General features: G+C 51.7%; 21 protein-coding genes. 14 read left to right on the top strand and 7 right to left on the bottom strand.

Annotated elements, in window-relative coordinates:
* From B3M32_RS01400 to B3M32_RS01385, 4 genes are all read right to left on the bottom strand, one after another.
* On the bottom strand, positions 1–1061 hold a 1061-nt coding region (locus B3M32_RS01400; RefSeq protein ID WP_290742770.1), incomplete at its 3' end, for an HsdM family class I SAM-dependent methyltransferase.
* 18 nt (positions 1062–1079) lie between these two features.
* On the bottom strand, positions 1080–2057 hold the full coding sequence (locus B3M32_RS01395) for a Fic family protein (RefSeq protein WP_290742767.1): 978 nt from the start codon (positions 2055–2057) through the stop codon (positions 1080–1082).
* A 98-nt stretch (positions 2058–2155) separates the two neighbouring features.
* Positions 2156–4489, bottom strand: coding sequence for an EcoAI/FtnUII family type I restriction enzme subunit R (hsdR, locus tag B3M32_RS01390; RefSeq protein WP_290742764.1), 2334 nt, complete (start codon positions 4487–4489; stop codon positions 2156–2158).
* A gap of 106 nt (positions 4490–4595) precedes the next feature.
* Positions 4596–5165 carry an HD domain-containing protein gene (locus tag B3M32_RS01385; protein ID WP_290742761.1) on the bottom strand — a complete coding sequence of 190 codons (570 nt, stop codon included), beginning with the start codon at positions 5163–5165 and terminating at the stop codon, positions 4596–4598.
* 143 nt (positions 5166–5308) lie between these two features.
* Here B3M32_RS01385 and cysT point away from each other — a divergent pair, with 143 nt between their 5' ends.
* From cysT to epsC, 12 genes are all read left to right on the top strand, one after another.
* Complete coding sequence (gene cysT / locus B3M32_RS01380; protein ID WP_290742758.1) at positions 5309–6139, top strand: sulfate ABC transporter permease subunit CysT; 831 nt, start codon at positions 5309–5311, stop codon at positions 6137–6139.
* Positions 6139–6981, top strand: a complete 843-nt coding sequence (gene cysW, locus B3M32_RS01375; protein ID WP_290742755.1) for a sulfate ABC transporter permease subunit CysW — start codon at positions 6139–6141, stop codon at positions 6979–6981. The genes cysT and cysW overlap by 1 nt, the downstream gene beginning before the upstream one ends.
* A gap of 17 nt (positions 6982–6998) precedes the next feature.
* Complete coding sequence (locus tag B3M32_RS01370; protein ID WP_290742752.1) at positions 6999–8057, top strand: ABC transporter ATP-binding protein; 1059 nt, start codon at positions 6999–7001, stop codon at positions 8055–8057.
* A 110-nt stretch (positions 8058–8167) separates the two neighbouring features.
* Positions 8168–8419 carry a sulfurtransferase TusA family protein gene (locus B3M32_RS01365; RefSeq protein WP_290742749.1) on the top strand — a complete coding sequence of 84 codons (252 nt, stop codon included), beginning with the start codon at positions 8168–8170 and terminating at the stop codon, positions 8417–8419.
* A gap of 14 nt (positions 8420–8433) precedes the next feature.
* Positions 8434–8640, top strand: a complete 207-nt coding sequence (thiS, locus tag B3M32_RS01360) for a sulfur carrier protein ThiS (protein WP_290742746.1) — start codon at positions 8434–8436, stop codon at positions 8638–8640.
* Positions 8640–9449: a thiazole biosynthesis adenylyltransferase ThiF gene (thiF, locus tag B3M32_RS01355; RefSeq protein WP_290742744.1), complete on the top strand. Its 810-nt coding sequence runs from the start codon at positions 8640–8642 to the stop codon at positions 9447–9449. The genes thiS and thiF overlap by 1 nt, the downstream gene beginning before the upstream one ends.
* A 67-nt stretch (positions 9450–9516) precedes the next feature.
* A complete protein-coding gene (locus tag B3M32_RS01350) occupies positions 9517–9927 on the top strand; it encodes a M67 family metallopeptidase (protein WP_290742741.1) in 411 nt (136 codons plus the stop codon).
* 65 nt (positions 9928–9992) lie between these two features.
* Entirely contained in the window at positions 9993–10394 is a 402-nt protein-coding gene (locus tag B3M32_RS01345) for a M67 family metallopeptidase (protein ID WP_290742738.1), read from the top strand.
* A 119-nt stretch (positions 10395–10513) separates the two neighbouring features.
* Entirely contained in the window at positions 10514–11983 is a 1470-nt protein-coding gene (gene moeB, locus B3M32_RS01340) for a molybdopterin-synthase adenylyltransferase MoeB (protein ID WP_290742735.1), read from the top strand.
* Positions 11984–12115: 132 nt separating this feature from the next.
* Positions 12116–13081 carry a family 2A encapsulin nanocompartment shell protein gene (locus tag B3M32_RS01335; protein ID WP_290742731.1) on the top strand — a complete coding sequence of 322 codons (966 nt, stop codon included), beginning with the start codon at positions 12116–12118 and terminating at the stop codon, positions 13079–13081.
* On the top strand, positions 13068–14774 hold the full coding sequence (locus B3M32_RS01330; RefSeq protein ID WP_290742728.1) for a cysteine desulfurase: 1707 nt from the start codon (positions 13068–13070) through the stop codon (positions 14772–14774). Before B3M32_RS01335 ends, B3M32_RS01330 begins: the two co-directional genes overlap by 14 nt.
* 105 nt (positions 14775–14879) lie before the next feature.
* Positions 14880–15839 (top strand): serine O-acetyltransferase EpsC, encoded by a 960-nt coding sequence (gene epsC / locus B3M32_RS01325; RefSeq protein ID WP_290742725.1) that lies wholly within the window; start codon positions 14880–14882, stop codon positions 15837–15839.
* Between the two features lie 92 nt (positions 15840–15931).
* Here the strand turns inward: epsC and B3M32_RS01320 are convergent, their stop codons facing one another.
* Complete coding sequence (locus B3M32_RS01320) at positions 15932–17218, bottom strand: O-acetylhomoserine aminocarboxypropyltransferase/cysteine synthase family protein (RefSeq protein WP_290742721.1); 1287 nt, start codon at positions 17216–17218, stop codon at positions 15932–15934.
* A 449-nt stretch (positions 17219–17667) separates the two neighbouring features.
* Positions 17668–19941: a 5-methyltetrahydropteroyltriglutamate--homocysteine S-methyltransferase gene (gene metE / locus B3M32_RS01315; protein ID WP_349679847.1), complete on the bottom strand. Its 2274-nt coding sequence runs from the start codon at positions 19939–19941 to the stop codon at positions 17668–17670.
* Positions 19942–20080: 139 nt separating this feature from the next.
* Here metE and B3M32_RS01310 point away from each other — a divergent pair, with 139 nt between their 5' ends.
* Positions 20081–21010, top strand: a complete 930-nt coding sequence (locus tag B3M32_RS01310) for a LysR family transcriptional regulator (protein ID WP_290742715.1) — start codon at positions 20081–20083, stop codon at positions 21008–21010.
* 101 nt (positions 21011–21111) lie between these two features.
* Positions 21112–21888: a hypothetical protein gene (locus B3M32_RS01305; RefSeq protein WP_290742712.1), complete on the top strand. Its 777-nt coding sequence runs from the start codon at positions 21112–21114 to the stop codon at positions 21886–21888.
* A 1-nt stretch (position 21889) separates the two neighbouring features.
* Here B3M32_RS01305 and B3M32_RS01300 read toward each other — a convergent pair whose 3' ends face one another.
* Positions 21890–23317 (bottom strand): PLP-dependent aminotransferase family protein, encoded by a 1428-nt coding sequence (locus B3M32_RS01300; protein WP_290742709.1) that lies wholly within the window; start codon positions 23315–23317, stop codon positions 21890–21892.
* Positions 23318–23425 lie beyond the last annotated feature (108 nt).

Below are 23425 nucleotides of genomic sequence, written 5' to 3'. Positions count from 1 at the left end.
GGCAGGCGAATGACGGTGTGCAGGTTGAATTCGCGGAGCAACTTCTGCTTGATGGCAAGTTTTGCGCCGTCGGTGCCGAACAGGAACCCGTCGGGGATAATCACGCCCGCGCGGCCCATCTTTTTGAGGCGATACATGATGAGCACAATGAAAAGGTCGGCGGTTTCGCTGCTCTGCATGTTCGTCGGGAAGTTCAGCTTGGCATTCATGCCGGTGCTGCCGCCATAGGGCGGGTTCATGCCGATGCAATCCACCTTGTCGCTATCCTTGAATTCCGTCACCTTGCGACCGAGCGAATCCGTATGGGTGATATTTGGTTCTTCGATATCGTGGACGAGCATGTTGGTTATCGAAAGTAAGTACGGAAGAGGTTTCCATTCCTGCCCGACAATGGACGACTGGAATTTCTTTTCGTCGCTCGTGGTCTTTACGGAGGGTTTCAGGTAGTTCAGGCAACTGGTCAAAAAACCGCCCGTTCCGCTGGTAAAGTCGCCAAAGGTTTCGCCGAGTTTTGGGTGCAGTTGTTGCACGATAAAGTCGGTTAATGCACGCGGGGTGTAGAATTCGCCTGCATTGCCCGCACTCTGCAAATCTTTCAGGATTCCTTCGTAAATGTCGCCGAAGGTGTGGCGGTCGTCAGCGTCGCTAAAGTCCACTTCGTCAATGATGTTGATGAGCTTGCGTAGGATGATGCCGTCTTTCATGTACTGGTTCAAATCTTCGAAGACCATCCGCACAATCGCCTTACCGCGCGGGGTATTCTCATTTACGGGCAAGTTCTTGAGCGTCGGGAAAAGTTCGTTGTTCACGAACGCGAGCAAGGCATCACCCGTAAGCGCCTTGCCGTCTTTTTCATCGACAGCCCAGTTGCGCCAGCGCATCTTTTCAGGAATGATGGATTTGTACTTGTCCTTGGTGCATTCCCAGATTTCTTCTTGGGCGTCATAGACCTTCAAGAAAAACATCCACACCATCTGTTCGATTCGCTGGGCGTCGCCATTGATACCGGCATCACCGCGCATTTCGTTCTGCAATCTTTTGACCAAGTTGTTTACGGACATATATTACCTATTAAAACTTTATTTGACGAGCCAACGGCCGGTTTTATCGGAACCTTCGCGGTAAATAACCATCAGTTGCTGCAGTTTCGACATTTCACGTTCGATAGTTCGTTCAGAAACTTTCAATTTTTTCGCGACACTTGCAATCGTGATATCGTCTTTTCGGATCATATCAACAATCTTTTGCTGACGTGCTGAAAGCTTCGTTTTGATTACTGTTGAAACGTCGCCTTCAATAGGAGCATCCTTAAATTTTTTCAATGAATCAAGAATATTCTGAAGCATGAATACGATAAAAGGGCTGCATTCGCCTGAAGCAGAAGACTTTGCAATGGCGTCATAATACTTTTGCTGGTTCGCATACACCATATTCTCTATCGGCAAATGTTCAAAGGCCGGGTTCCATTTTCCAAGAATAAGGGATTGCCAAAGCCTACCCATACGGCCGTTGCCGTCGCTAAACGGGTGTATAAATTCAAATTCGTAATGGAATACGCAAGAACGGATCAACAAATGTTCGTTGCTCTTTTTTAGCCATTCAAATAAATCTGACATAAGTATCGGCACGCGATTTGGAGGCGGAGCAAAATGGACGCACTTTTTCCCTTTGAAAACGCCCTCGTTGCAGTTGCGGAAATTGCCTGCGTCTAGAGCGATTCCTCGCATCATTACGCCATGAGCCTTCAACAGGTCTTTAACAGAAAATGCGTTCAATTTGGGGTATAGTTCATATGTTGCCAAAGCATTCTTAACTTCAAGAATTTCTTGCACAGGAGCAAGAACCCTCTTGCCGTTAATAATGTCGCTTACCACATCTTCGCTAAGCGAATTGCCCTCGATAGCAAGGGAACTATGAATGCTCTTGATTTTATTCGCTTTACGCAATTTAAGAGAGTCAGCTTGTTCCAAACGGATGACAAATCGTTCAATCAACGACGATATTTCCGTCGCTATTTTCAAAATTTCCGAGTTCAATTTGTATGGTGGCTCGTACATATTTACTCCGACAAATAATATGACAAATACCCTGACAGATACATAGTCATTTACACTGACAAATACCCCGACATTTACCCCGACATCCTAAATATATATTATGCGACGTCGTCGGTCAAGTAGAGCTGCTTTTTCAGGTCTATAACGGCGGCTTCGTAGCCTTCGCGGCCACCAAAAAGCTTCATAATCTTGGGGACGGTGCCAATATGGCTGAACGGGTCCAGTTTCAGGACTTCGTTCTGTTCCATCTGCAAAATGCCGTCATCGGCGTATTTTACGAGAAGGGCTTCCAAAACCTCGCGGGCTTTGCCCTCGTATTTTGCCAGATAATTGCGTTTTTTGACGTTGTTCGCGCGTTCGCTGCGGGTCAGCGGCTTTTGGTCAAATGCCACGTGGCAAATAATGTCGAATACATCTACCTTCGCAAGGGCAGGGTTAGCCTCGCGGATGGCGTCAATCAAAACGTCATATTCCTTGAGTTCATCGACAATGGCGGCCTTACGTTCTTCGGCTGTCCAGCGCTTGATAAAATCGTCCAGCGTGGCGAACTTGCCGCGGATGTTTTTGCGGGTAAAGTCGGTAAAACTTTCAACCACCTGTGTCTTGCCATCGGCACCTAGATACGAAACCGTCTCGGCATCGATTTTCACTTCGACGTGGTTGATGTAATACTTCTTGGGACCAGTCTTCGCGCTACCTGACGGGTCGTAGGGCGGCGTTTTTTCGCCGACATGATCGGGCGGTTTTGTTCCGCCGAACGGTTCCTCGGGCATTTCGGGTTCGCCATCGAATTCGGGGTCTTTGAACAGTTTGGTCGCATTGCGGAAATCAAGGATTTCAAAATGCCACTTGCCCTTGTCGGTCTTGAGGCGGGTGCCGCGGCCTACAATCTGCTTGAACTCCGTCATCGAGCCGATTTCCTTGTCAATGACGATAAGTCCGCAGGTCTTGCAATCTACGCCGGTGCTCAACATTTCAGATGTCGTTACCACCACCGGGTAGGCTTCGTCGGGTTCGATAAAGTTGCCGAGCTGTTTTTTACCCACGGCGTCATCGCCCGTAATGCGCATTACATAGCGGGAATCTTCCTTGACCATGTCGGCATTCAAGGTCACGAGCAGTTGGCGCATCGCATCGGCTTCTTCCACATCGGTACAGAAGACAATCGTCTTGGTCATGCGGCCAATCTTGTAAAGCATCTGCGTAATGCGTCGGGCCACCACTTCGCGGCGGGTCTTGATAACGAGTTCGCGGCCAAAATCGGGGCGCTGGTAAAGCTGCTTTGGAATCACGTTCCCAAAGAGGTCCATTTCTTGCGGACCTTCCGGAGCCCAGCCTTTCAAATCCACATTCAAGAAGCTGTTTGTCACGCGATACGGAGCAAGGAAGCCATCTTCGATTCCCTGCTTCAACGAATACGTGAAAATCGGTTCGCCAAAATATTCCAGGTTGTTCGCACCGTTCTTGACCTTGGGCGTCGCCGTCATGCCAATCTGTGTTGCACCGCTGAAATATTCCAGAATCTTTCGCCATTCGGAATCTTCTTTTGCCGAGCCGCGATGACATTCATCCACCAGAATCAAGTCAAAAAATTCAGGCTTGAATTCTGTAAACGGATCGGGTACGCCTTCATCATAAGAAACCAGCTGCTGGTAAAGCGCCATGTAGATTTCAAAACTGGAATCTAGTTCCTTGCCCTTTATCTTGGTCATGATTTTCTTGAAGGGCTTGAAATCTTGGACCATGGTCTGGTCAATCAAAACATTGCGGTCTGCTAGGTACAGGATTTTCTTTTTGCAGCCGGACTTGTGCAGGCGTTCGATAATCTGGAAAGCCGTATAGGTCTTGCCCGTACCCGTCGCCATCACGAGCAATATTCTCTGCTGGCCTTTCGCGACCGCCTCAATCGTGCGATTAATCGCGATACGCTGGTAGTAACGGGGAGCGTGAGTGTCGGCATCCCAGTAATATGGCTGGTTGATGACGGTCTCTTGTTCCGGGGTGAATTTTTTGTTCGCTTGCAAACGTGCGAGGAGTTGTTCTTTCGTCGGAAACTTGTCCAGCGGAATTTCAACTTCCATTCCCGTCAAGAAATCGTGTTCTATAAAGCCGTCGCCGTTGCTGCTATACGCAAACGGAATGTCGAGAATTTCGGCGTAATCCATCGCCTGCTGCAAGCCGCCACCCACGGGGTGGTTGTTGTCCTTCGCCTCGACAATGGCTATCGGGTAATTCGGGGCAGAATAAAGCAGATAGTCCGCCTTTTTGCCCTGCTTGCGGGCATGCTTGCCGCCCTGAAAGATAACGCGTCCGTCGGTAAAGTACTTTTCCATGCGCATATCTTCGGCCGCCCACCCCACAGCGTTTAACGCCGGCGTAATGTAGCGGTTCTTGATATCTTCTTCGGAAAGTTCTTTCTTGTTTTCGGGCATAAAAACCTTTTATACAAATATATATCATATTTGCATAAAAAGGTGGCCTGTTTGACGCTCCGTAACGGTTTTTGGAAAACTTTACGGTTTTTGGATAGCGTCGTAATTACGCGGCGTTCCCTGCTAGCCCAATTTCGGCGGCGTGTTCACGCATGCCCTCGATGCAGATGGCGGCAACATCCTTCACATCCATGCCAAGCAGGGCGCAGCCTTTCAGGATGTAGTCGCGATTGCACTTGGCGGCGAATTTCTTGTCCTTGAACTTCTTCATGAAACTTTTCACTTCGAGGTCCAAAATTCCGTTGGGGTGCATCCTCGCGCAGGCCTGGATGATTCCGGTGAGTTCGTCCACGGTGAACAGGCTCTTTTCCATGTTCGTCCTAGGTTCCACCTGGTTCACGATTTCAAAACCGTGTGCCAAAATGGCGCGCACGTCTTCTTCGGAAACGCCCTGCGCGAGCAGTTCCTTTTCGGTGTGCTGCAGGTGTTCTTCGGGGAATTCCTGGTAATCGTAATCGTGCAGGTAGCCCACTGCCTGCCAATGTTCCACGTCTTCGCCAAAGTGCCTGGCCATTGCGCCCATGGCATAGCATACGTTGAGGGAATGGATGACCAGCGATTCTTCAGTCACGTGGCCATTGTTGATTTCTTTTGCGCGTTCAAGGGTCAAGCTCATTTAAGGCCTCCAAATTTTCAGTGGTAATATAAATATTTCAAATTTCAGTTGCACCCCCTTTTGCTATAGAAAAAATCAATAATTCAGCATAAATATTAAGTATTGGACGCCCCAAAAAACGCGTTCTATATTTGGCGACGCTTATGAAAAGAAAGAGTGTTGTCATACCGGGCTTCGGCCTTACTACAGGGGTGACCCTGGCGATTTTGAGCGTGGTGGTGCTGATTCCGCTCGCCTCGCTGGTCGTGTTTTCGGCCCAGATGAGCGCGAGCGAGATTATCGATGTCATTACGCGGCCGCGCGTGCTGTCCAGTTTTAAAGTGAGTTTCTTGACGGCATTCGTGGCTTCCCTTATAAACGCCGTGATGGGCGTGGTTCTCGCCTGGGTGCTGGTGCGTTACACGTTCCCGCTCAAGCGCATCGTGGACGGAACGATTGAACTCCCGTTTGCGTTGCCTACTGCGGTGGCGGGCATCGCGCTTACGGCGCTCACTGCGGATACGGGCCTTGTAGGCGGCTTTTTTGCGAATTTCGGAATCAAGATTGCGTTTACGCGCATCGGCATCACGGTGGCGCTCGTGTTTATCGGCATTCCGTTCGTAGTTCGCGCGGTGCAACCGGTGCTTGAAAAACTGGACCCCGCCTACGAAGAGGCCGCGGGAGTGCTGGGCGCAAGCCGCACGCGGATTTTCTGGAAGGTCATCTTGCCGGAGCTGATTCCCGCCATCTTCACGGGTTTCGGGCTCGCTTTCGGGCGCTGCCTCGGCGAATACGGTAGTGTCGTGTTTATCGCGGGCAACATGCCCTTCGAAACCGAAATCGCGCCGCTCATCATCATGTCGGAACTTCAGGAATACGACTATTCCAGTGCGACGACAATTGCCCTCGTAATGCTGGTGGCGTCATTCGTTACTTTGTTCCTGGTGAACGTGGTGCAGAACAGGAACGCCAAGATTCTCAAGGGAGGTAGCTAATGAGTACAGTTACGCAGAGCAGTCTCCATCGCGATACGAAAGGCTCGAAAATCGTCAGGTATTCGCTGATTGGCTTGAGCCTGCTTTTCGTCTTCCTGATGCTTATCCTCCCGCTGATTACGGTGATTACCGAAGCGTTCAAGCAGGGTTTCGCGGTGTACAGCAAGGCGGTTGCCGACGATTACACCATCAAGGCGATACTCCTTACGCTAGAGGCTTCGTTCTTCGCGGTCGCCATCAATACGGTATTCGGGCTGTGTGCCGCCTGGAGCCTTACGAAGTTCAAGTTCAAGGGGAAAAAGATTCTCGCGACGCTCATTGACTTGCCGGTGACGGTTTCGCCGATTATCGCAGGCCTGATTTTCTTGCTCACGTTCGGCCGCCAGAGCCCGATTTTCTCGCTGTTGCAGGATGCCGACATCAAGATTGTCTTTGCTGTGCCGGGAATTGTGCTTGCGACGATATTTGTCACATTCCCATTCATTTCGCGTGAATTGATTCCGGTGCTGGAATCGCAGGGAACCGACGAGGAGGAGGCCGCGGCGCTGATGGGTGCGAAGGGTTTTACGATTTTTAGGCGCATCACCTTCCCGCATATCAAGTGGGCGTTCCTTTACGGCGTCGTGCTCTGCGCGGCCCGTGCCATGGGCGAATTCGGTGCGGTGTCTGTCATTTCGGGCCACCTGCGCGGAAAGACGAACACGCTCCCGCTCCATGTGGAAATCCTTTTTAACGAGTTCCAATACGTGCCCGCATTTGCGGTGGCGTCGATACTGGTGATGCTTGCCATTCTCATTCTGGTTGCAAGAAGCGTCATTGAACATAAGGGAAGAAAGAAATAGCCTTGAAAGGAGATTTTATGTACGTCGAACTCAAACATATCAACAAGCATTTCGGAAATTTCAAGGCCTCGGACGATGTAACTGTCGGCATCGAGAAAGGCAAGCTGATTGGCCTTCTGGGCCCGAGCGGTTCGGGCAAGACGACGATTCTCCGCATGATTGCGGGGCTCGAACACCCGGACAGTGGCGAAATCATCATTGACGGGAAAGTCATCAACGACGTTCCCGCGAGCAAGCGCGGTATCGGTTTCGTATTCCAGAGCTACGCCCTGTTCCGCTACATGACCGTCTTCGACAATATCGCTTTCGGACTCAAGATTGCGAAGAAGCCGGCCAATGAAATCAAGGAACGCGTCCACGAGCTCTTGGAACTGGTGGGCCTTTCCGGACTCGAAAAACGTTACCCCAGCGAACTTTCGGGCGGGCAGCGCCAGCGTGTAGCCTTTGCCCGTGCCCTCGCTCCCAACCCGCAATTGCTCTTGCTTGACGAACCCTTTGCCGCAATCGACGCGAAGGTGCGCCAGGAACTGCGCAGCTGGCTTAAGGGCATGATCCAGAAACTCGGTGTCACCAGCATTTTCGTGACGCACGACCAGGACGAGGCCATCGAAGTCGCCGACGAAATCATCATCACGAACAGGGGCCGCATCGAGCAGGTGGGCACTCCCTACGAAATCTACAGCAACCCGAAAACCGCCTTCACCGCATCATTCTTCGGGCAACCCTCCATTTTCAAGGACTACACAAAGTTCCGCAATTTCGAGTCTATCGAAAACATCGACAATGCGGTTGTCCGTCCCGAATTTGTCAAGGTGACCAAGAAAACCGAAGTGCAGAAATACTCGAAATCCGCCGAAGAGGGCATCGTGGAAGAGGTCAACTTCCGCGGTTTCGGAATCGAGCTGCGAATCCGCGTGAACGGGGTGGTACTCACTGCCCGCAGAAGCTTTGACGAGCCCAAGGTAGAAGTGGGCGAAAAGGTCGACGTTTTCCTGTACCAGCTGTTCGTAACCGAAGGTAACGAGGCGCGCCTGCTGAAAAACCAGTCGCTCCGCGAACCGGTCGTGGTGATATAAAAAAAACCTATAAAAAGCCATACTTATTTAGTATTGGACGCCCACAAAAGTGCGTTCTATATTTGGCTACGTCAAAAAAAAGACAAGACTTAACATTGTACGGAGAAAAAATGGCAGAACAGAATTACAAACTCGACGATACCATCGACATTACCGATGTCGTGTGCCCGACCACTTTCGTGAAGGCGAAAGTTGCCCTTGAAGAACTGGAAGAAGGTCAAATCCTTTCTATCCGCCTGAACGACGGCGAACCGGTGCAGAACGTGCCGCGCAGCATCAAGGAAGAGGGACACGAAATCTTGAAACTCGACGACAACCAGGACGGAACCTACACGCTCATCGTGAAGAAGGTCGGAGACTAACCAAGGAGTATAAAATGTTTATTACAGTTGCAGGAAACAAGAAAGAATACAAGGACGGCCTCACCGTCGCAGAACTGATTGAAGCCGAGAAGATTGACAACCCGCTTTATGTGACAGTTTCGGTGAACGAGGAATTTGTGGAGAGCGGAACGTTTGACAAGGCCGTGCTCAAGGACGGCGACAGCGTCGAGTTCCTCTACTTCATGGGAGGCGGCTGCTAATGGCTTTTACTAACGAACAGCTGGAGCGCTATTCGCGCCACATCATCTTGAAAGAGGTGGGCGCGAAGGGCCAGAAAAAGCTTTTGAACGCGAAAGTTCTCGTGATTGGTGCGGGTGGCCTCGGAGCCCCTGTAGCCATGTACCTTGCCGCAGCAGGCGTGGGTACCATCGGCATTGCCGATGCCGACGTGGTCGACTTATCCAATTTGCAGCGCCAGATTATCCATGCAACGCAGGATGTGGGCAAGCCCAAGGTGCAGTCCGCGAAAGAGACGATGGAAGCGATGAATCCCGATGTGAAGGTGATTACTTACCACACCTTCGTGACGAGCGAGAACATTCTCGACCTCATCAAGGACTACGACTTCGTCATCGACGGCACCGACAATTTCCCGGCGAAGTTCCTCATCAACGACGCATGCGTGATGGCGAAGAAACCGTTCTCCCATGCGGGAATCATCCGTTTTCAGGGACAGCTCATGACGTACGTTCCGGGCCAGGGCCCCTGCTACCGCTGCGTGTTCAAGGAGCCGCCTCCGAAAGATGCCGTGCCTACCTGCAAGCAGGCGGGCGTGATTGGCGCTATGGGCGGCGTTATCGGTAGCTTGCAGGCGATGGAAGCCGTCAAGTACATTCTCGGTGTGGGCAACCTGCTTACGGGCTACCTGCTTACCTACAATGCGCTCACGATGGAATTCCGCAAGGTAAAGCTCCCGACACATACCGAGGACTGCGCCGTGTGCGGCACGCACCCGACCATCACCCGGCTCATCGACTACGAGCAGGCGGTTTGCGATCTGAAGCACTAAATTAGACGAAAGAACGGGCTTCGCCCTATAGACGAAAGACGATAGATGGTCATAGGAATTATTTCAAATGATAACATTACCGAAATCCGAATACGAAAAAATCCTCGCGCATGCCAAAAAGAACCTCCCCGAAGAGGCCTGCGGGTTGATTGCGGGGCGCATCGAAGGTAGCGACAAGCATATCGAGAAGGTCTACCTGCTCACCAACATCGACCATTCCAACGAGCATTTTTCGCTCGACCCCAAGGAGCAACTTGCCGCCATCAAGGATATGCGTCAAAATGGACTGATTCCGCTTGGAAACTGGCATTCCCATCCGGAATCCCCTTCGCGCCCCTCCGAAGAAGACAAGCGCCTCGCTTATGACAGCAGGGCCAGCTACCTGATCCTCTCTTTGCAGGACCGGGAAAATCCCGTGCTCAATTCGTTCCATATCGAAGGGAGCGATGCCACGAACGAAGGGCTTGTCATCGCATAGGTCTCCGTACAATGGTGCCTCCGGGGTCCTTGTGAAATTCCGACTCTGGAGGCACTTTTTTTATTATGAAAATCGAACTGAGTAAAAAGGCTTCTGAACAGATGGATTTGGCCGCAAACAGGGCCTATCCCGATGAATGCTGCGGCATTTTGCTCGGCAAGGTTGACGAAAACGCCGAAAAAGGCTATGTCGAGGTGTTGGAAGCCCGTGAAGCGACCAACCAAATCCAGGGCAGGCGAAAAAAATCCCATTTCGAGATGGATCCGCTGTTCCTCTACCAGGTGGAACGCGAAATCGAAGGAAGCGGGCTCGAGGTCATAGGCATTTTCCATTCCCACCCCGATTGCAAGGCGGTCTTTTCGGAAGAGGACATCAAATATATGGTTCCCGGACTTGTTTATACCGTTCTCTCCGTAACAAAGGAGGGTGTAATTGAAACATGCTCTAGTTATAGAAAAAATCGATAATCCTGCATAAAAATTAAGTATTGGACAGGCGAATAGCGCGGTTCTATATTTTGCGAACAAAAGAACGAAAATCTTTCAAATACTGGTAGAATACACACTTTTCTTGTACGGAGGAAAAAGTGAAAATATACATATCGGCTACGCTTAGAAAATTTTTTGCAAGTACCGCACAGATTGAAATCCCTGCGAGTACCCCCAGAAAAGCACTTGCGATTCTTCTGGACATGTATCCCGATGCAAAGAAGATTCTCTACGACGAGAAAAATAGCATCAGAAGCTTTATCAGAATTTATATCAACGGAGACAATTCGAGTATCGATGTCCTTTGGGATAGCGTACTGCCAGAAGAAACCGAAATTCTGCTCTTGCCGGCGATTGCCGGCGGCGCACCCGAAAATGCCCCGGTGGAAAGCCTGATTACGGATGACAGGCGCAAGGCCGTTTCGTTCGACGATTCTGAAATCGAACGCTTCGGCAAGCACCTGATGCTCAAGGAAATCGGCGTCAAGGGACAAAAGAGGATTCGTGCCGCAAAGGTGGTCGTTGCCGGTGCAGGAGCGCTCGGTTCCCCCGTAATCCAGTACCTCGCCGCGGCGGGTGTCGGCACCATCAAGGTGATAGACTTTGACGAAGTGAGCCTCTCGAATTTGCAGAGCCAGGTGCTTTACGGAAACCGCGATGTCAAGCGCCCCAAGGTCGCATCGGCCAGGGACAAGGTCAAGAACATCGACAAGAACATTGTCTTTGAAGGCGAAAAGCTCAAGCTCGACGCAGACAATATCGCAAACCAAATCGACGGTTACGATCTCGTTATTGACTGTACCGACAACTACAAGGCCCGCTACCTGATTAACGACGCTTGCGCGCTTATCGGCATCCCGCTTGTGTTCGGCGCCATTTACCAGTACGAAGGGCAAGTCGGCATTTTCAACTTGAATGGCGGCCCGTGCTACCGTTGCCAATTCCCGTCGCCGCCGCCCGCAGGGCTCATCCCGAGCTGCTCCGAAGGCGGTTCCATCAGTCCGCTTCCAGGCATTATCGGGAGCATCCAGGCGAACGAGGCCCTGAAACTGATTCTCGGAATCGGCGAACACCTCAACGGCAAAATCCTGACGGTCGACAGCCTTTACCTGCAATCCCGAATCCTGAAGGTTCACCGCAACGGCAACTGCCCGATTTGCGGAAACCACCCGACCATCACGCAGGTCGAGAATTTCGATTACGAAGAATTCTGCGGACTCAAGGAAAACGAAAACGCCGCCCCCATCGAAGGATTCACCCCCGAAGAACTGGCCAAGCGAATCGACAACGACGACCCGATTACGATCGTGGACGTGCGCGAACCGCATGAACGCGCCATCTTGCGCTTCCCGAAGGCGATTGTCATTCCTATCGGGCAACTTGCCCGCAGGCAGGGCGAACTTGACCCGAACAAGGATGTCATCTTTGTCTGCAAGGAAGGCAAGCGAAGCATACTCGCCATCAATACGCTGCGCGAAGCAGGGTACAAGGGTCCGCTTTACAACCTGAAAGGCGGTATCGACGCAATGAAGGACCTCATCTTCTCGCACGAAGGGGCCTGGCTGTAAAATTTTTTCTCATAAAATCCTACAAAACAGATAGGAAACAAAACTTTATAGAACTGCACTGGATCCTATCGGCCTTCGGCCTCCAGGATGACGGGGTGCAACACTTAACACAAACCCAAGAGGTAAACCACTATGGCAAATGAAGCTACAGAAAAGAAAATCGGCATCAATGCGCTTGGCGCAAAGGCTGCCTACAACCTGGCGAACGTCACCAAGACCAAGCCGCAATTTGGTGCGCTCACTCCCAAGTGGCTCACCAAGTTCCTTGAATTCAAGGGTCTCGAAACGGGCCTGTTCCGTGTGAACAAGGTCGTGGAAGGCGAAACCCCGCTCGATGTTCTTTGCAGCCAGACCAAGAAAACCGACATTATTCCGGAAGGCTACGTCGAATACGAAACCGAACCGCGCGAATACAAGCTGAATTCTATCTCTACGATTATCAACGTGAACACGGCCATCGAAGACGTTTACAGTTCTCCGTATGACCAGGTTCAGGAACAGCTCGGCCTCGCTATCGAATCGCTCCGCGAACGTCAGGAAAGCCTGCTCATCAACAACGATGATTACGGCCTGCTGAAAAACGTGGCTGATTCCCAGCGCATCCAGCCGCTCCGCGCTGACGGCCGCCCGACTCCGGACGATCTCGACGAACTCATTTCGAAGGTGTGGAAGGAACCGTCCTTCTTCCTCGCTCACCCGCGTGCCATTGCCGCATTCGAACGCGAATGCACGCGCCGTGGCGTGCCGCCTGTTGTTGTCGATATCGCCGGTGGCAAGTTCCTTACCTGGCGCGGCATTCCTCTCGTTCCGACCGACAAGCTTCTCGTGGACGGCGTAAAGAATCCGAAGTCCCAGGGCGGCAAGACCAATATCTTGCTCGTGCGCACTGGCGAAGCCAAGCGCGGCGTGATTGGCCTCTTCCAGGCCGGTCTCAAGAACGAACACTCTCGTGGCCTTTCCGTGCGTTTCCGCGGCATCGACAACAAGGGCGTTGCTTCTTACCTGCTTTCCCTGTACTGCTCTGCGGCTATCCTTGCCGACGACGCCATTGCAGTTCTCGAAGATGTAGAGGTTGGCGAATACTATGATTACGAATAATCCAGATACCAGATCGCTGGAAGAACTCGCCGGAGTTCCCAATGCGGCTGAACTGGAGCAGTTGGCAAATGAATACTTTCCCGACTTGACGGACAGTGCTTATGCTGCAACTCCCGCAGCACCCGAAGTGCAGAACGCTTTTGCGGCTCAGGGAGTGAGTGCTGCCCAAGGGGCAGCTGCCATCAACCAGACTCCCGCATTCGACTGGGAACATCCGTTTGCCTATGGCGGCAATTCCACCGATACCTGGCTCAACTCCGTGGAAGCCCCTGCGGTTCCCGAAGCGGAATTTGTGTCGCAGTTCGGCGATGTTCCGGCAGCGCCCGCGCCTGCAACGGGGTATTCTCCGAAAGTCCTTTCCAAGACCCAGGCGGCAGAAAACGCTCGCCCGATAGACGCTCCGACATCTCTCGGTGGCGATTCCGTGAACAAGGCCGGCAACGCTAACAGCGGCTCCAATTCCCGCAACGAATCCATCCGCATCGGTTCCAAGAACCTCGCGCAAATCCGTAGCGACTTCCCGATTCTTTCGAAGCAGGTCAACGGCCATCCGCTTGTCTGGCTCGATAACGGCGCTACGACGCAGCGCCCGCAAGTAGTGATTGACCGCCTCAAGTACTACTACGAAAACGAGAACTCCAACGTGCACCGTGGTGCACATACGCTGGCGGCCGCATCGACGGATGCCTATGAAAACGCCCGCAACATCGTGCGTGACTTTATCGGGGCCCCGTCTTCGCAGGAAATCGTGTTCGTGCGCGGTACGACTGAAGCAATCAATCTGGTGGCTAACGCTTACGTGAAGCCGACGCTCCAGCCGGGCGACGAAATCATCGTCTCCATCCTGGAACACCACGCCAACATCGTGCCGTGGCAACTCGTTGCCGAAGAAACAGGCGCGATTATCAAGGTGATTCCGTGTGATTCTACCGGCCAGCTCAAATTGCATGATTACGAGGCTCTGTTCACCAAGCGCACCAAGTTCGTTTCCGTGACTCACGTTTCGAACGTACTCGGTACGGTCACCCCGATCGAGGAACTCATCGCCATCGCCCACAGGCACGGCGTGAGAATCCTCATTGACGGCGCACAGTCCATCGCGCACATTCCGGTGAACGTTTCCGCCCTCGACGCAGACTTCTTCGTGTTCTCCGGACACAAGGTGTTTGCCCCGACCGGTATCGGCGTCGTTTACGGCAAAAAAGAATTGCTGGAAGCGGCCCGCCCGTACCACGGCGGTGGCAACATGATTGCCGACGTGACGTTCGAACGCACCATCTACAACGGAATCCCGAACAAGTTCGAAGCGGGAACCGGAAGCATCGCCGACGCTGTTGGCTTGGGTGCTGCTCTCCAGTACCTCTCTGAAATCGGGATGCCTTGCGTATTCCGCTGGGAACATGAACTGTTGCAGTATGGCCTCAAGGAACTGAAGACCGTCAAGGGTCTGCACCTTGTAGGTACGGCACTCAACAAGGCTTCTGCTCTCGCCTTCAAGCTCGACGGATATTCCGACGAAGAAGTGGGCAAGAGGCTCGACGCCTATGGTGTTGCCGTGCGTACTGGTCACCACTGCGCACAGCCGGTGCTCAGGCATTTCGGTTACGAAAGTACCGTTCGCCCGACGCTCGCGCTGTACAACTCGCCGGACGACATCGACGCTCTCGTGAGGGCGTTGAAGACGTTCGCATAGGTTAGACGAAAGACTAAAGACGATAGACGAAAGATGTAAAAAAAATCCTTTCGTCTTTCGTCTATAGGCTCGTAGAGCCGTTCTATCGTCTTTATTGGAGCACTCATGCACGAACTTATCAAAGAATCCGAAGTCGAAAAAGCCGTACAGACTATCTTCAACGATTACAACGGCAACAAGCATATCGACAAGATTGACATTTACAATCGACCTGACCAGGCCGAGATTCAATCGATTCTGCAGAATTTAATCCGGGTGGTTTATCCCGGGCATTTTAGGGATCGTACGCACAAGATCTACAATCCCAAGAACAGCTTTGCGGTCCTTATCGAGGATACCTTCTACCACCTTCACAAGCAGGTGGCCATCGCGCTGGATTATTGCAAGCTTCGCGGTACCATGACTTCAGACGAACGCAAAATCGAGAGCTACCGCATTTGCAAGGAATTCTTCGCGAAGATTCCGCTTATCCGCGAATGCCTCGAAACCGATCTGCACGCCGCCTACGACGGCGACCCTGCCGCCGGCTGCCTCGACGAAATCATCCTGGCCTACCCCGGCCTCATGGCAACTACGGTTTATAGAATTGCTCATGAACTGTACACCCTGCATATTCCGGTTCTTCCGAGACTCATGACCGAGTATGCCCATTCCAAGACGGGCATCGACATTCATCCGGGAGCATCCATCGGCAAGTACTTCTTTATCGATCACGGAACGGGCATTGTCATTGGCGAGACCGCCGTTATCGGGAACAACGTGAAAATTTACCAGGGCGTAACCCTCGGCGCGCTTTCAACGCGCGGCGGGCAAAAACTTTCGGGTGTAAAACGCCATCCGACGATTATGGACAACGTCACAATTTATGCCGGCGCCTCCATTCTAGGCGGAGACACGGTTATCGGACAGAACGCGATTATCGGTGGCAATACCTTTATCACCAGCTCCATCGACGCCAACACGCGCGTGAGCATGAAGAACCCCGAGATGGACTTCCGTACTGCAAGCAATCAGCTTAGAAAACAGGAAGTCCAACCCAGCGAAGAGTGGTTCTACATCATTTAACGGGCAATTCAAGATACAATAAAAAAGACATTGCAAAAGCAATGTCTTTTTTTTCCTCGCTTCCTACTTTTTGTAATTGTCATTCCAGCGACTTAGATGGCGTCAAGGGCCTGGCTCAAGTCGTTGATGATATCTTCGTAGTGTTCCGTACCGATGGAGAGACGGATCGTTGCCGGAGAGATGCCTGCTGCGGCGAGTTCTTCCGGAGTGAGTTCCGAGTGGGTCGTCGTGTAGGGGTGCACCACCAGGCTCTTCACGTCGGCGACGTTAGCGAGCAAGCTGAAGATCTTGAGGCTGTCGATGAACTTGAAGGCTTCGGCCTGGCCACCCTTCACGTCGAACGTGAAGATGGAACCGCCGCCGTTCGGGAAGTAGCGTTCGTAGAGCTTGTGGTCCGGATGGTCGGCAAAGCTCGGGTGGTTCACCTTGGCAACCTTCGGGTGCTTCACGAGGAACTCGAGAACCTTCTTGGTGTTTTCCACGTGGCGGTCGAGGCGGAGCGAAAGCGTTTCGGTGCCCTGGAGCAGCAGGAATGCGTTGAACGGGGAAATCGCAGCACCTTCGTCACGCAGGAGGATGGCGCGGATATACACGATGTAGGCAGCAGCGCCTGCAGCAGCGGTAAACGGAACGCCGTAGCTCGGGTTCGTCTCAGTGAACTGCGGGAACTTGCCACTTGCAGCCCAGTCGAACTTGCCACCGTCAACAATCACGCCGCCGAGAGTCGTACCGTGGCCGCCGATGAACTTCGTCGCGGAGTGGATCACGATGTCGGCGCCGTGTTCCAGCGGGCGAATCAGGTAAGGAGTACCGAAGGTATTGTCGATGAGCACCGGAATCTTGTGCTTGTGCGCAATTTCAGAAATCGCCTCGATATCCGGGATGTCAGAGTGCGGGTTGCCGAGCGTTTCGATGAGCACGAGCTTCGTGTTGTCCTTGATGGAACTTTCGACTTCCTTCAGGTCGCGGGTATTCACGAACGTGGTGTCGATGCCGAACGGACGGAGCGTGTGCTGCAAGAGGTTGTAGGTGCCGCCGTAGATGGTGCGCTGGGCAACCACGTGGTCTCCCTTGCGGGCGAGAGCCGTGATGGCGTACGTGAGGGCTGCTGCACCGGAAGCGACGGCGAGGCCAGCGATACCGCCTTCGAGAGCGGCGATACGCTTTTCAAAAACGTCCTGCGTCGTGTTGGTGAGGCGGCCGTAGATGTTGCCCGCATCTTTCAGGTGGAAACGGTCAGAAGCGTGCTGAGCGTTATGGAAAACGTAGGAGGTGGTCTGGTATATAGGAACGGCACGGCTATCGGTTGCGGGGTCTGCCTGTTCCTGGCCAACGTGGAGCTGAAGAGTTTCGAAGTGGAGCTTGTTCTGTGTCGTCATGGTAAAAATTCCTTTTTTTGTTTTGCCATCCCCTTGCGGGATGTTTGTTAAATAGTGCCCCTTTATTTCAAGCCGGGGCCCAGCCTGGCGGATTTAAGCTCCGCGAGCCTCACTTAGAATACACATTCGATATTTCATAAACTATCCTGCCTTCGCGACCTTTCTCGCATTGTCATCCCGTCTTGACCGGGAATTTCCATTGTTTTTAACTTTTTTGAACGGCTTGTCCGTTCGACAGGTTGTAAATTAGAACCTTTTCCCTACTCATTCAATAGGAAAAAGGTCAAAACCTCGGGAATTTTTCTTACATTTTTCTTACCGATAGCTTTTGTCTATAACTAGAGTATAGGAAAAGCCTATAAAACGGCAAAAAAGGGCAAAAAATTCATATACAGAAAAGCCCCGCAAGCATTTCGCTTACGGGACTTGTGGTATATATGGAACTTTTTCTAGGCTTCGGCCCGCAACTGTCTTGCCGCCGCGACCAGGTTCTTGAGGCTTGCGGTCGTCTCCGTCTCGCCACGGGTCTTGAGACCGCAATCGGGATTCACCCACACATTCGCCTGAGGAACTTTGTCTATAATCCTGTGAATCGTGTTGACGATTTCATCCACCGAAGGCACACGCGGCGAATGGATATCGTACACACCCGGCCCCACCTGCGTCTCGAAATGCGCATCGTTGAGCGCATCGAGCAACTTCAGGTCAGAACGGCTCGCCTCGAACGTAATCACGTCGGCGTCCATCGCATCGATGTCGCGGACAATATCGTTGAATTCGCTGTAGCACATGTGCGTATGGATTTGGGTTTCAGGCTTTACTCCCGCATGCACGAGGCGGAACGCCGGAATGGCCCAGTCCAGGTATTCCTTGTGCCAGTCGCTCTTGCGCAACGGCAACTTTTCACGGAGGGCAGCCTCGTCAATCTGGATAATCTTGATGCCGTTCTTTTCGAGATCGAGGACTTCGTCGCGGATGGCAAGGGCAATCTGCTGCGCCTGAGCCTTCAACGAAATATCTTCGCGCGGGAACGACCAGTTGAGAATCGTCACGGGGCCGGTAAGCATGCCCTTCACCGGCTTGCCCGTCTGCTTCTGCGCAAACACGGACCATTCAACGGTAATAGGCTTGTTCCTGTGAATGTCGCGCCATACGACAGGCGGCTTGACGCAGCGGGTGCCGTAGCTCTGGACCCAGGCATTCTGCGTGAAGATGAATCCGTCAATCTGCGTACCGAAATATTCCACCATGTCGTTGCGTTCGAACTCGCCATGCACAATCACGTCGAGGCCGATGCTTTCTTGCAGCGCGATGCATTCCGCAATCTTTTTGCGGTTGAATTCCACATACTGTTCGTACGAAATTTCGCCCTTCTTGAAGGCGGCGCGGTTCGCGCGTACTTCGGCGGTCTGCGGGAACGACCCGATTGTCGTCGTGGGGAATGCAGGCAGATCGAACTTGCCCGCCTGTATCTTGCGCCGCTCACCGCGGTTCGGAAGGCGAACAAAATCATCCTCCGTGAGCGCATCAATGCTTGCCCGCACCGAGGGCGTCGCGCTCACGCGGGCGGCGGCGAACAAAGCCCTGTTCTTTTCGAAGGCAGTCTGGTCACCGCTGGCGAGATCCGCAAGTTCCACGAGCTTTTCTTCGGCAAAGGCGAAATGCTTCAGGGTGTCCGCAGGGAGCTTCTGTTCAGACGCAACCGTGTAAGGCACATGCAACAAGGAACAAGAAGTACCCACGACCACACGGGACGCGTCGACAACCTTCTCGATTTCAATCAGAAGGAGATTCTTCTTTTCGTAATCGGCGCGCCAGATGTTCTTGCCGTTCACGACGCCCGCAAACAGGATGGCATTTTTCGGGAAGCCCGTCTTGAGCAGTTCAAGAGACTTGAGACCTTCGACAAAGTCGATACCGATACCGTCGAAACCGAACGAAACGACTTCTTGATAGACATCGCGGATATCACCGAAGTAAGTCTGCAGGAGGACCTTGACCGAAGCCTTCGCGTGCAACTGTTCCAGAAGGGCGCTATAGATGGCCTTGAAGAACTGCTTGTCTTCGTCATTCACGTCGAAGACAAGCGCGGGCTCGGCGAGAGAAATCCATTCCGCACCTGCGACCGAAAGCTGTTCCGCCAGCTCCAGGTAGGCGTTCACCGCAGAAGCGGCAAAGGCGCCAGCCTTCTTGTTGCCGTTGTAGCGGGCAAGCTTCAGGAAGGTATAGGGACCAACGAGGCTAGGCACTGTATGTACCCCGGCGGCCTTCGCCTCGTTGTATTCCCGGATGGGCTTCACGTCGCCGGAGAGGGCCAGTTCGGTAGAATCATCCAGTTCGGGAACAATATAGTGATAGTTCGTATTGAACCACTTCTTCATCGGGAGCGCCTTGACGTCTCCCTTGGGGCCCTGGTAGCCGTGGGCCGCGGCAAAGTAAGTCTCGAGGGCGGAAAGGCCAAGTTCCCTGTAACGGGCCGGAACGGCACCGAGCAAAAAGGCCGTATCGAGAACGTTGTCGTAAAAAGAGAAGTCGTTGGACGGAATAAACGAGATGCCCGCTGCCTTCTGCTTCTGCCAACCGTACTGACGGATTTCAGCAGCGGTCTTCTGCAGTTCTGCCTCGGATATTTCACCCTTAAAGAATTTTTCGCTTGCAAACTTGAGTTCGCGGGCCTTGCCAATGCGCGGGAAGCCGATAACCGATGTCTTCTTTGCTGTCATATTCATTTACCTACCTTTTTTTCACGTTATTTTGTTTGTTCGCAAATATACCCACTTTTTTGAAATAGGTAAAATACTATTTTTTATCACATCACCATAGTTTAAATCTATGGTGGATAACCAGCAATAAAAAAACACTATGACTTTACAACAACTTAAATATGCAGTAGCAGTAGCCGACACACTGAACATCACGGAGGCGTCCAAGCGCGTCTTCATTTCGCAACCGAGCCTGACAGCGGCCATCCACGAGCTCGAAGAAGAAATGGGCGTCACCATCTTCAACCGCAGCAACAAGGGAGTCACCATCACAAACGAAGGTGACGAATTTCTTTCGTATGCACGCCAGGTACTGGAACAGGCCGCGCTTCTCGAAGACCACTACAAGGGAGGCGAAAACGGGAATACGATTTTTTCCGTCAGCTGCCAGCACTATTCCTTCGCCGTAAACGCCTTTGTCGATGTCATCCGCAAGTTTGGCGGCCCCAGTTACGACTTCACGCTCCGTGAAACGCAGACAAACGAAATCATCGATGATGTGACCAAGATGAAAAGTGAAATTGGAGTGCTCTACTTGAGCGGCAAAAACGAAAAAGTCATTCGCAACCTGATTCGGAAAAACAACTTGGTATTCGAGCCCTTGTTCACCACACCGTTGCACGTGTTCATGTCGTCCAAGAACCCGCTCGCCAAAAAGGAACGCATCACGCTTGCCGATCTAAAACCGTTCCCGTACCTGACATACGAACAAGGTAACTTCAATTCTTTCTACTTCGCCGAAGAACCGCTCACCGCCATCGATTTCGACTGTCCGCGAAATATAAAAGTCCGTGACCGCGCCACACTTTTCAACTTGCTGATTGGCCTCGACGGCTACACCATCTGCTCCGGCGTCATCAGCCACAAGCTAAACGGCAAGGAAATTATCGCAAAGCCGCTTTCTGTAATCGACAAGATGACCATCGGCTACGTAATGCGAAAAAGCGTAACGCCATCGCGCTACGCCCAAGCTTATATCGCCGCCCTAATGCGGCACTGCCATGTCAAAGAAAAAAGAGATGATTCCTGACAACATTTTTCAATGACGCCTGTCACGTAAAAAAGTTCGGCACACATTATCCTTTCAATAAAAACTAATTTTAGATGCGTTAGTAAAAATATGGAGGGAACATGAAAAAAATCTTATTCTGCCTTTTGGCAGCAATGCAATATGCGTCGGCAAATTCCTGCACCGGTCTCTATTTCCAAATTCTATCCAATTTATACTTGAAGCCTAATGCCGAATTCCAGCTGGATTCCCTTTCCATGCCCGGAGTAGGCTCAATGAAATACTCCTATGCCGAAGGCAGACTCGACAATTATCAATCGACATCCTATCAGGACAATTCGACAACAGAATACAAGTACTACTGGAATCAAGACCCCAACAAGCTGACTAAAACAGGCTATGAATATTTGATGAAGGATTCTTTGTCTGCAGACACCACGTATATTTCTGAAGACTTTTACGGCTTTGGAACATTGGGGCAACAACGTTCCATCAAGCTTACGAGCAATTCCATGCATCTCGTGACAAAAAGCCTAGACTTCGGGACATCCGGATATTCCGAAATAATCCTTACAGGCGATTCCATTGTGCATACAACCTATAAAGGGGCCGACAAGGAATCAGGAATTCGTTCAACAGACGTGTACGTAAGCGATTCAAGCGATTCCAAATGTTACGAAACCTCTTCCGAGGGTGATACGGTTTCAACCATCACGTACGCCTCCAGCGAAAACAACTATACCCTGAAAATTCAATCGGACGAATTCACGACTTACTATTACTTCACCTATACGAAGCAAGAGACGACGGCCATCCGCAAAAAGGGAATCCGCGCTTCTGTTCTCCCGAAGAGCCGTTCGTTTGACCTTCTCGGGCGAACCGTAAACAAAAAGTATTAGGTTAGATGTAGCCCTGAACCAGCGCCTGCACAGCCTTCTGCATGTTCTTCTTTTCAACAGAAGAATAGTTGATGACGAATTTGTGCACGGAAGGTTCAGCCTCGAAATAGTATTCCGAGAGAGCCTTTATGTTGACACCCTTTTGACGCAGGCGCCTGCATACTTCATCGTCGGAGCATTTGGTGCGGACTTCCAGAATAAAATGCAAGCCTGCATCTTCTTCATAAATACTTGCAACATCGGAAAGGCGGCTCTTGCGAATAGCAGTCAGCAACGCATCGCGCTTGGCGCGGTATAAGTTGCGCATGCGATTGATGTGCGTTTCGTAATACCCGAGATTCAGAAATTTCGCCATCACGTATTGGTCAAGATTCGATACTGTACACGAATAGAACGAAAGCTCGTCGCGAAATTTTTCGGCAAGGTGCGGCGGGAGCACCATGTATGCGATTCGGATGGCCGACGTCATTGTCTTGGAAAATGTATTCAGATAGATGACCTTTTCGGTAACATCGATATTCTGCAAGGCGGGAATCGGTTTGCCGGTCATGCGCAATTCGCTGTCGTAGTCGTCTTCTACGATATAGCGTTTCGGGGATTCTGCCGCCCAACTGAGCAAGCGATAACGCTCTCCCACAGGCATCACCTTTCCCGTCGGGAAATGGTGCGACGGGGAAATGTGAACGATGTCCGCTTCGGATTTTTTCACAGCATCGGTAAAATCATCACCTTGAATAGGAATGTGGCAAACCTTGACACCGTACTGGCCATATATTTTCGAAATCTTGGCCCAGCCCGGATCCTCGACGGCATAGCACTTGTCAAAGCCGAGCAACTGGACTAGCAGCCCATACAGATAGTCCGTACCGGCACCTACCACAATCTGCTCCGGTGCCACCTGAATATTCCTGAATTCCCGGAGCATGCGGGCAATAGCGCAGCGCAATTCCAATGTGCCAGAGCCTTGAGAGACCTTCAGCAAATCCCTCTGCCTTTCGCAAAGAACCTCGCGAGTAATCTTTGCCCAAGTGGTAAAGGGGAACGCCTCGATATCGGCCCCGTTACTCGCAAAGTCGGCGATGTATTTGGAATCTGTATGTTCCGATTCTTCAAGCATACCCGCACGGAACCTACGGGTGTGCGGCACCTTTCGCTTGTGCTGTGTAGTAGATTTTACAGAAGCATTGATATCAGCGACAAAAAATCCCTTCTTAGGGAGCGAATAGACAAAGCCTTCCGTCAGGAGTTGCGCATAAGCGTTTTCGACAGTCACTACGCTGACGCCCAAATTCCGTGCCAAATTCCTTTTGGAAGGGAGCTGCTCTTCGGCAAGGATGTTCCCGCTTACGATATCCTTTTTGATGCACTGGTAAAGGTAATGGTAGAGGCTGTTTGCACCCGCCTTAGACATATCATAACTAAACATCATCTGACCTTATTCTATTTGTATATCTGGTATTAAACTGACCTTATTAAAATAATAAAAAACTGAATATTGAGCAAGTCTAGGGAATGTTTTAAATTACGCCTTGAAAAC

The sequence above is a fragment of the Fibrobacter sp. UBA4309 genome (genome assembly GCF_002395745.1).
Lineage (GTDB): Bacteria > Fibrobacterota > Fibrobacteria > Fibrobacterales > Fibrobacteraceae > Fibrobacter.
Note: the sequence above shows the minus strand (reverse complement) of the source record. Positions and strands in the feature narration are given on the sequence as shown.

Excerpts from the sequence above, each read along its gene's own strand:
- B3M32_RS01330 (WP_290742728.1), top strand. The coding sequence starts at position 13,068 with ATGATTACGAATAATCCAGATACCAGATCGCTGGAAGAACTCGCCGGA.
- B3M32_RS01350 (WP_290742741.1), top strand. The coding sequence starts at position 9,517 with ATGATAACATTACCGAAATCCGAATACGAAAAAATCCTCGCGCATGCC.
- B3M32_RS01320 (WP_290742721.1), bottom strand. The coding sequence starts at position 17,218 with ATGACGACACAGAACAAGCTCCACTTCGAAACTCTTCAGCTCCACGTT.
- B3M32_RS01335 (WP_290742731.1), top strand. The coding sequence starts at position 12,116 with ATGGCAAATGAAGCTACAGAAAAGAAAATCGGCATCAATGCGCTTGGC.
- epsC (WP_290742725.1), top strand. The coding sequence starts at position 14,880 with ATGCACGAACTTATCAAAGAATCCGAAGTCGAAAAAGCCGTACAGACT.
- B3M32_RS01345 (WP_290742738.1), top strand. The coding sequence starts at position 9,993 with ATGAAAATCGAACTGAGTAAAAAGGCTTCTGAACAGATGGATTTGGCC.
- B3M32_RS01370 (WP_290742752.1), top strand. The coding sequence starts at position 6,999 with ATGTACGTCGAACTCAAACATATCAACAAGCATTTCGGAAATTTCAAG.
- thiS (WP_290742746.1), top strand. The coding sequence starts at position 8,434 with ATGTTTATTACAGTTGCAGGAAACAAGAAAGAATACAAGGACGGCCTC.
- B3M32_RS01395 (WP_290742767.1), bottom strand. The coding sequence starts at position 2,057 with ATGTACGAGCCACCATACAAATTGAACTCGGAAATTTTGAAAATAGCG.
- metE (WP_349679847.1), bottom strand. The coding sequence starts at position 19,941 with ATGACAGCAAAGAAGACATCGGTTATCGGCTTCCCGCGCATTGGCAAG.
- thiF (WP_290742744.1), top strand. The coding sequence starts at position 8,640 with ATGGCTTTTACTAACGAACAGCTGGAGCGCTATTCGCGCCACATCATC.
- B3M32_RS01310 (WP_290742715.1), top strand. The coding sequence starts at position 20,081 with ATGACTTTACAACAACTTAAATATGCAGTAGCAGTAGCCGACACACTG.
- hsdR (WP_290742764.1), bottom strand. The coding sequence starts at position 4,489 with ATGCCCGAAAACAAGAAAGAACTTTCCGAAGAAGATATCAAGAACCGC.
- B3M32_RS01365 (WP_290742749.1), top strand. The coding sequence starts at position 8,168 with ATGGCAGAACAGAATTACAAACTCGACGATACCATCGACATTACCGAT.
- cysT (WP_290742758.1), top strand. The coding sequence starts at position 5,309 with ATGAAAAGAAAGAGTGTTGTCATACCGGGCTTCGGCCTTACTACAGGG.
- B3M32_RS01305 (WP_290742712.1), top strand. The coding sequence starts at position 21,112 with ATGAAAAAAATCTTATTCTGCCTTTTGGCAGCAATGCAATATGCGTCG.
- B3M32_RS01300 (WP_290742709.1), bottom strand. The coding sequence starts at position 23,317 with ATGATGTTTAGTTATGATATGTCTAAGGCGGGTGCAAACAGCCTCTAC.
- cysW (WP_290742755.1), top strand. The coding sequence starts at position 6,139 with ATGAGTACAGTTACGCAGAGCAGTCTCCATCGCGATACGAAAGGCTCG.
- B3M32_RS01385 (WP_290742761.1), bottom strand. The coding sequence starts at position 5,165 with ATGAGCTTGACCCTTGAACGCGCAAAAGAAATCAACAATGGCCACGTG.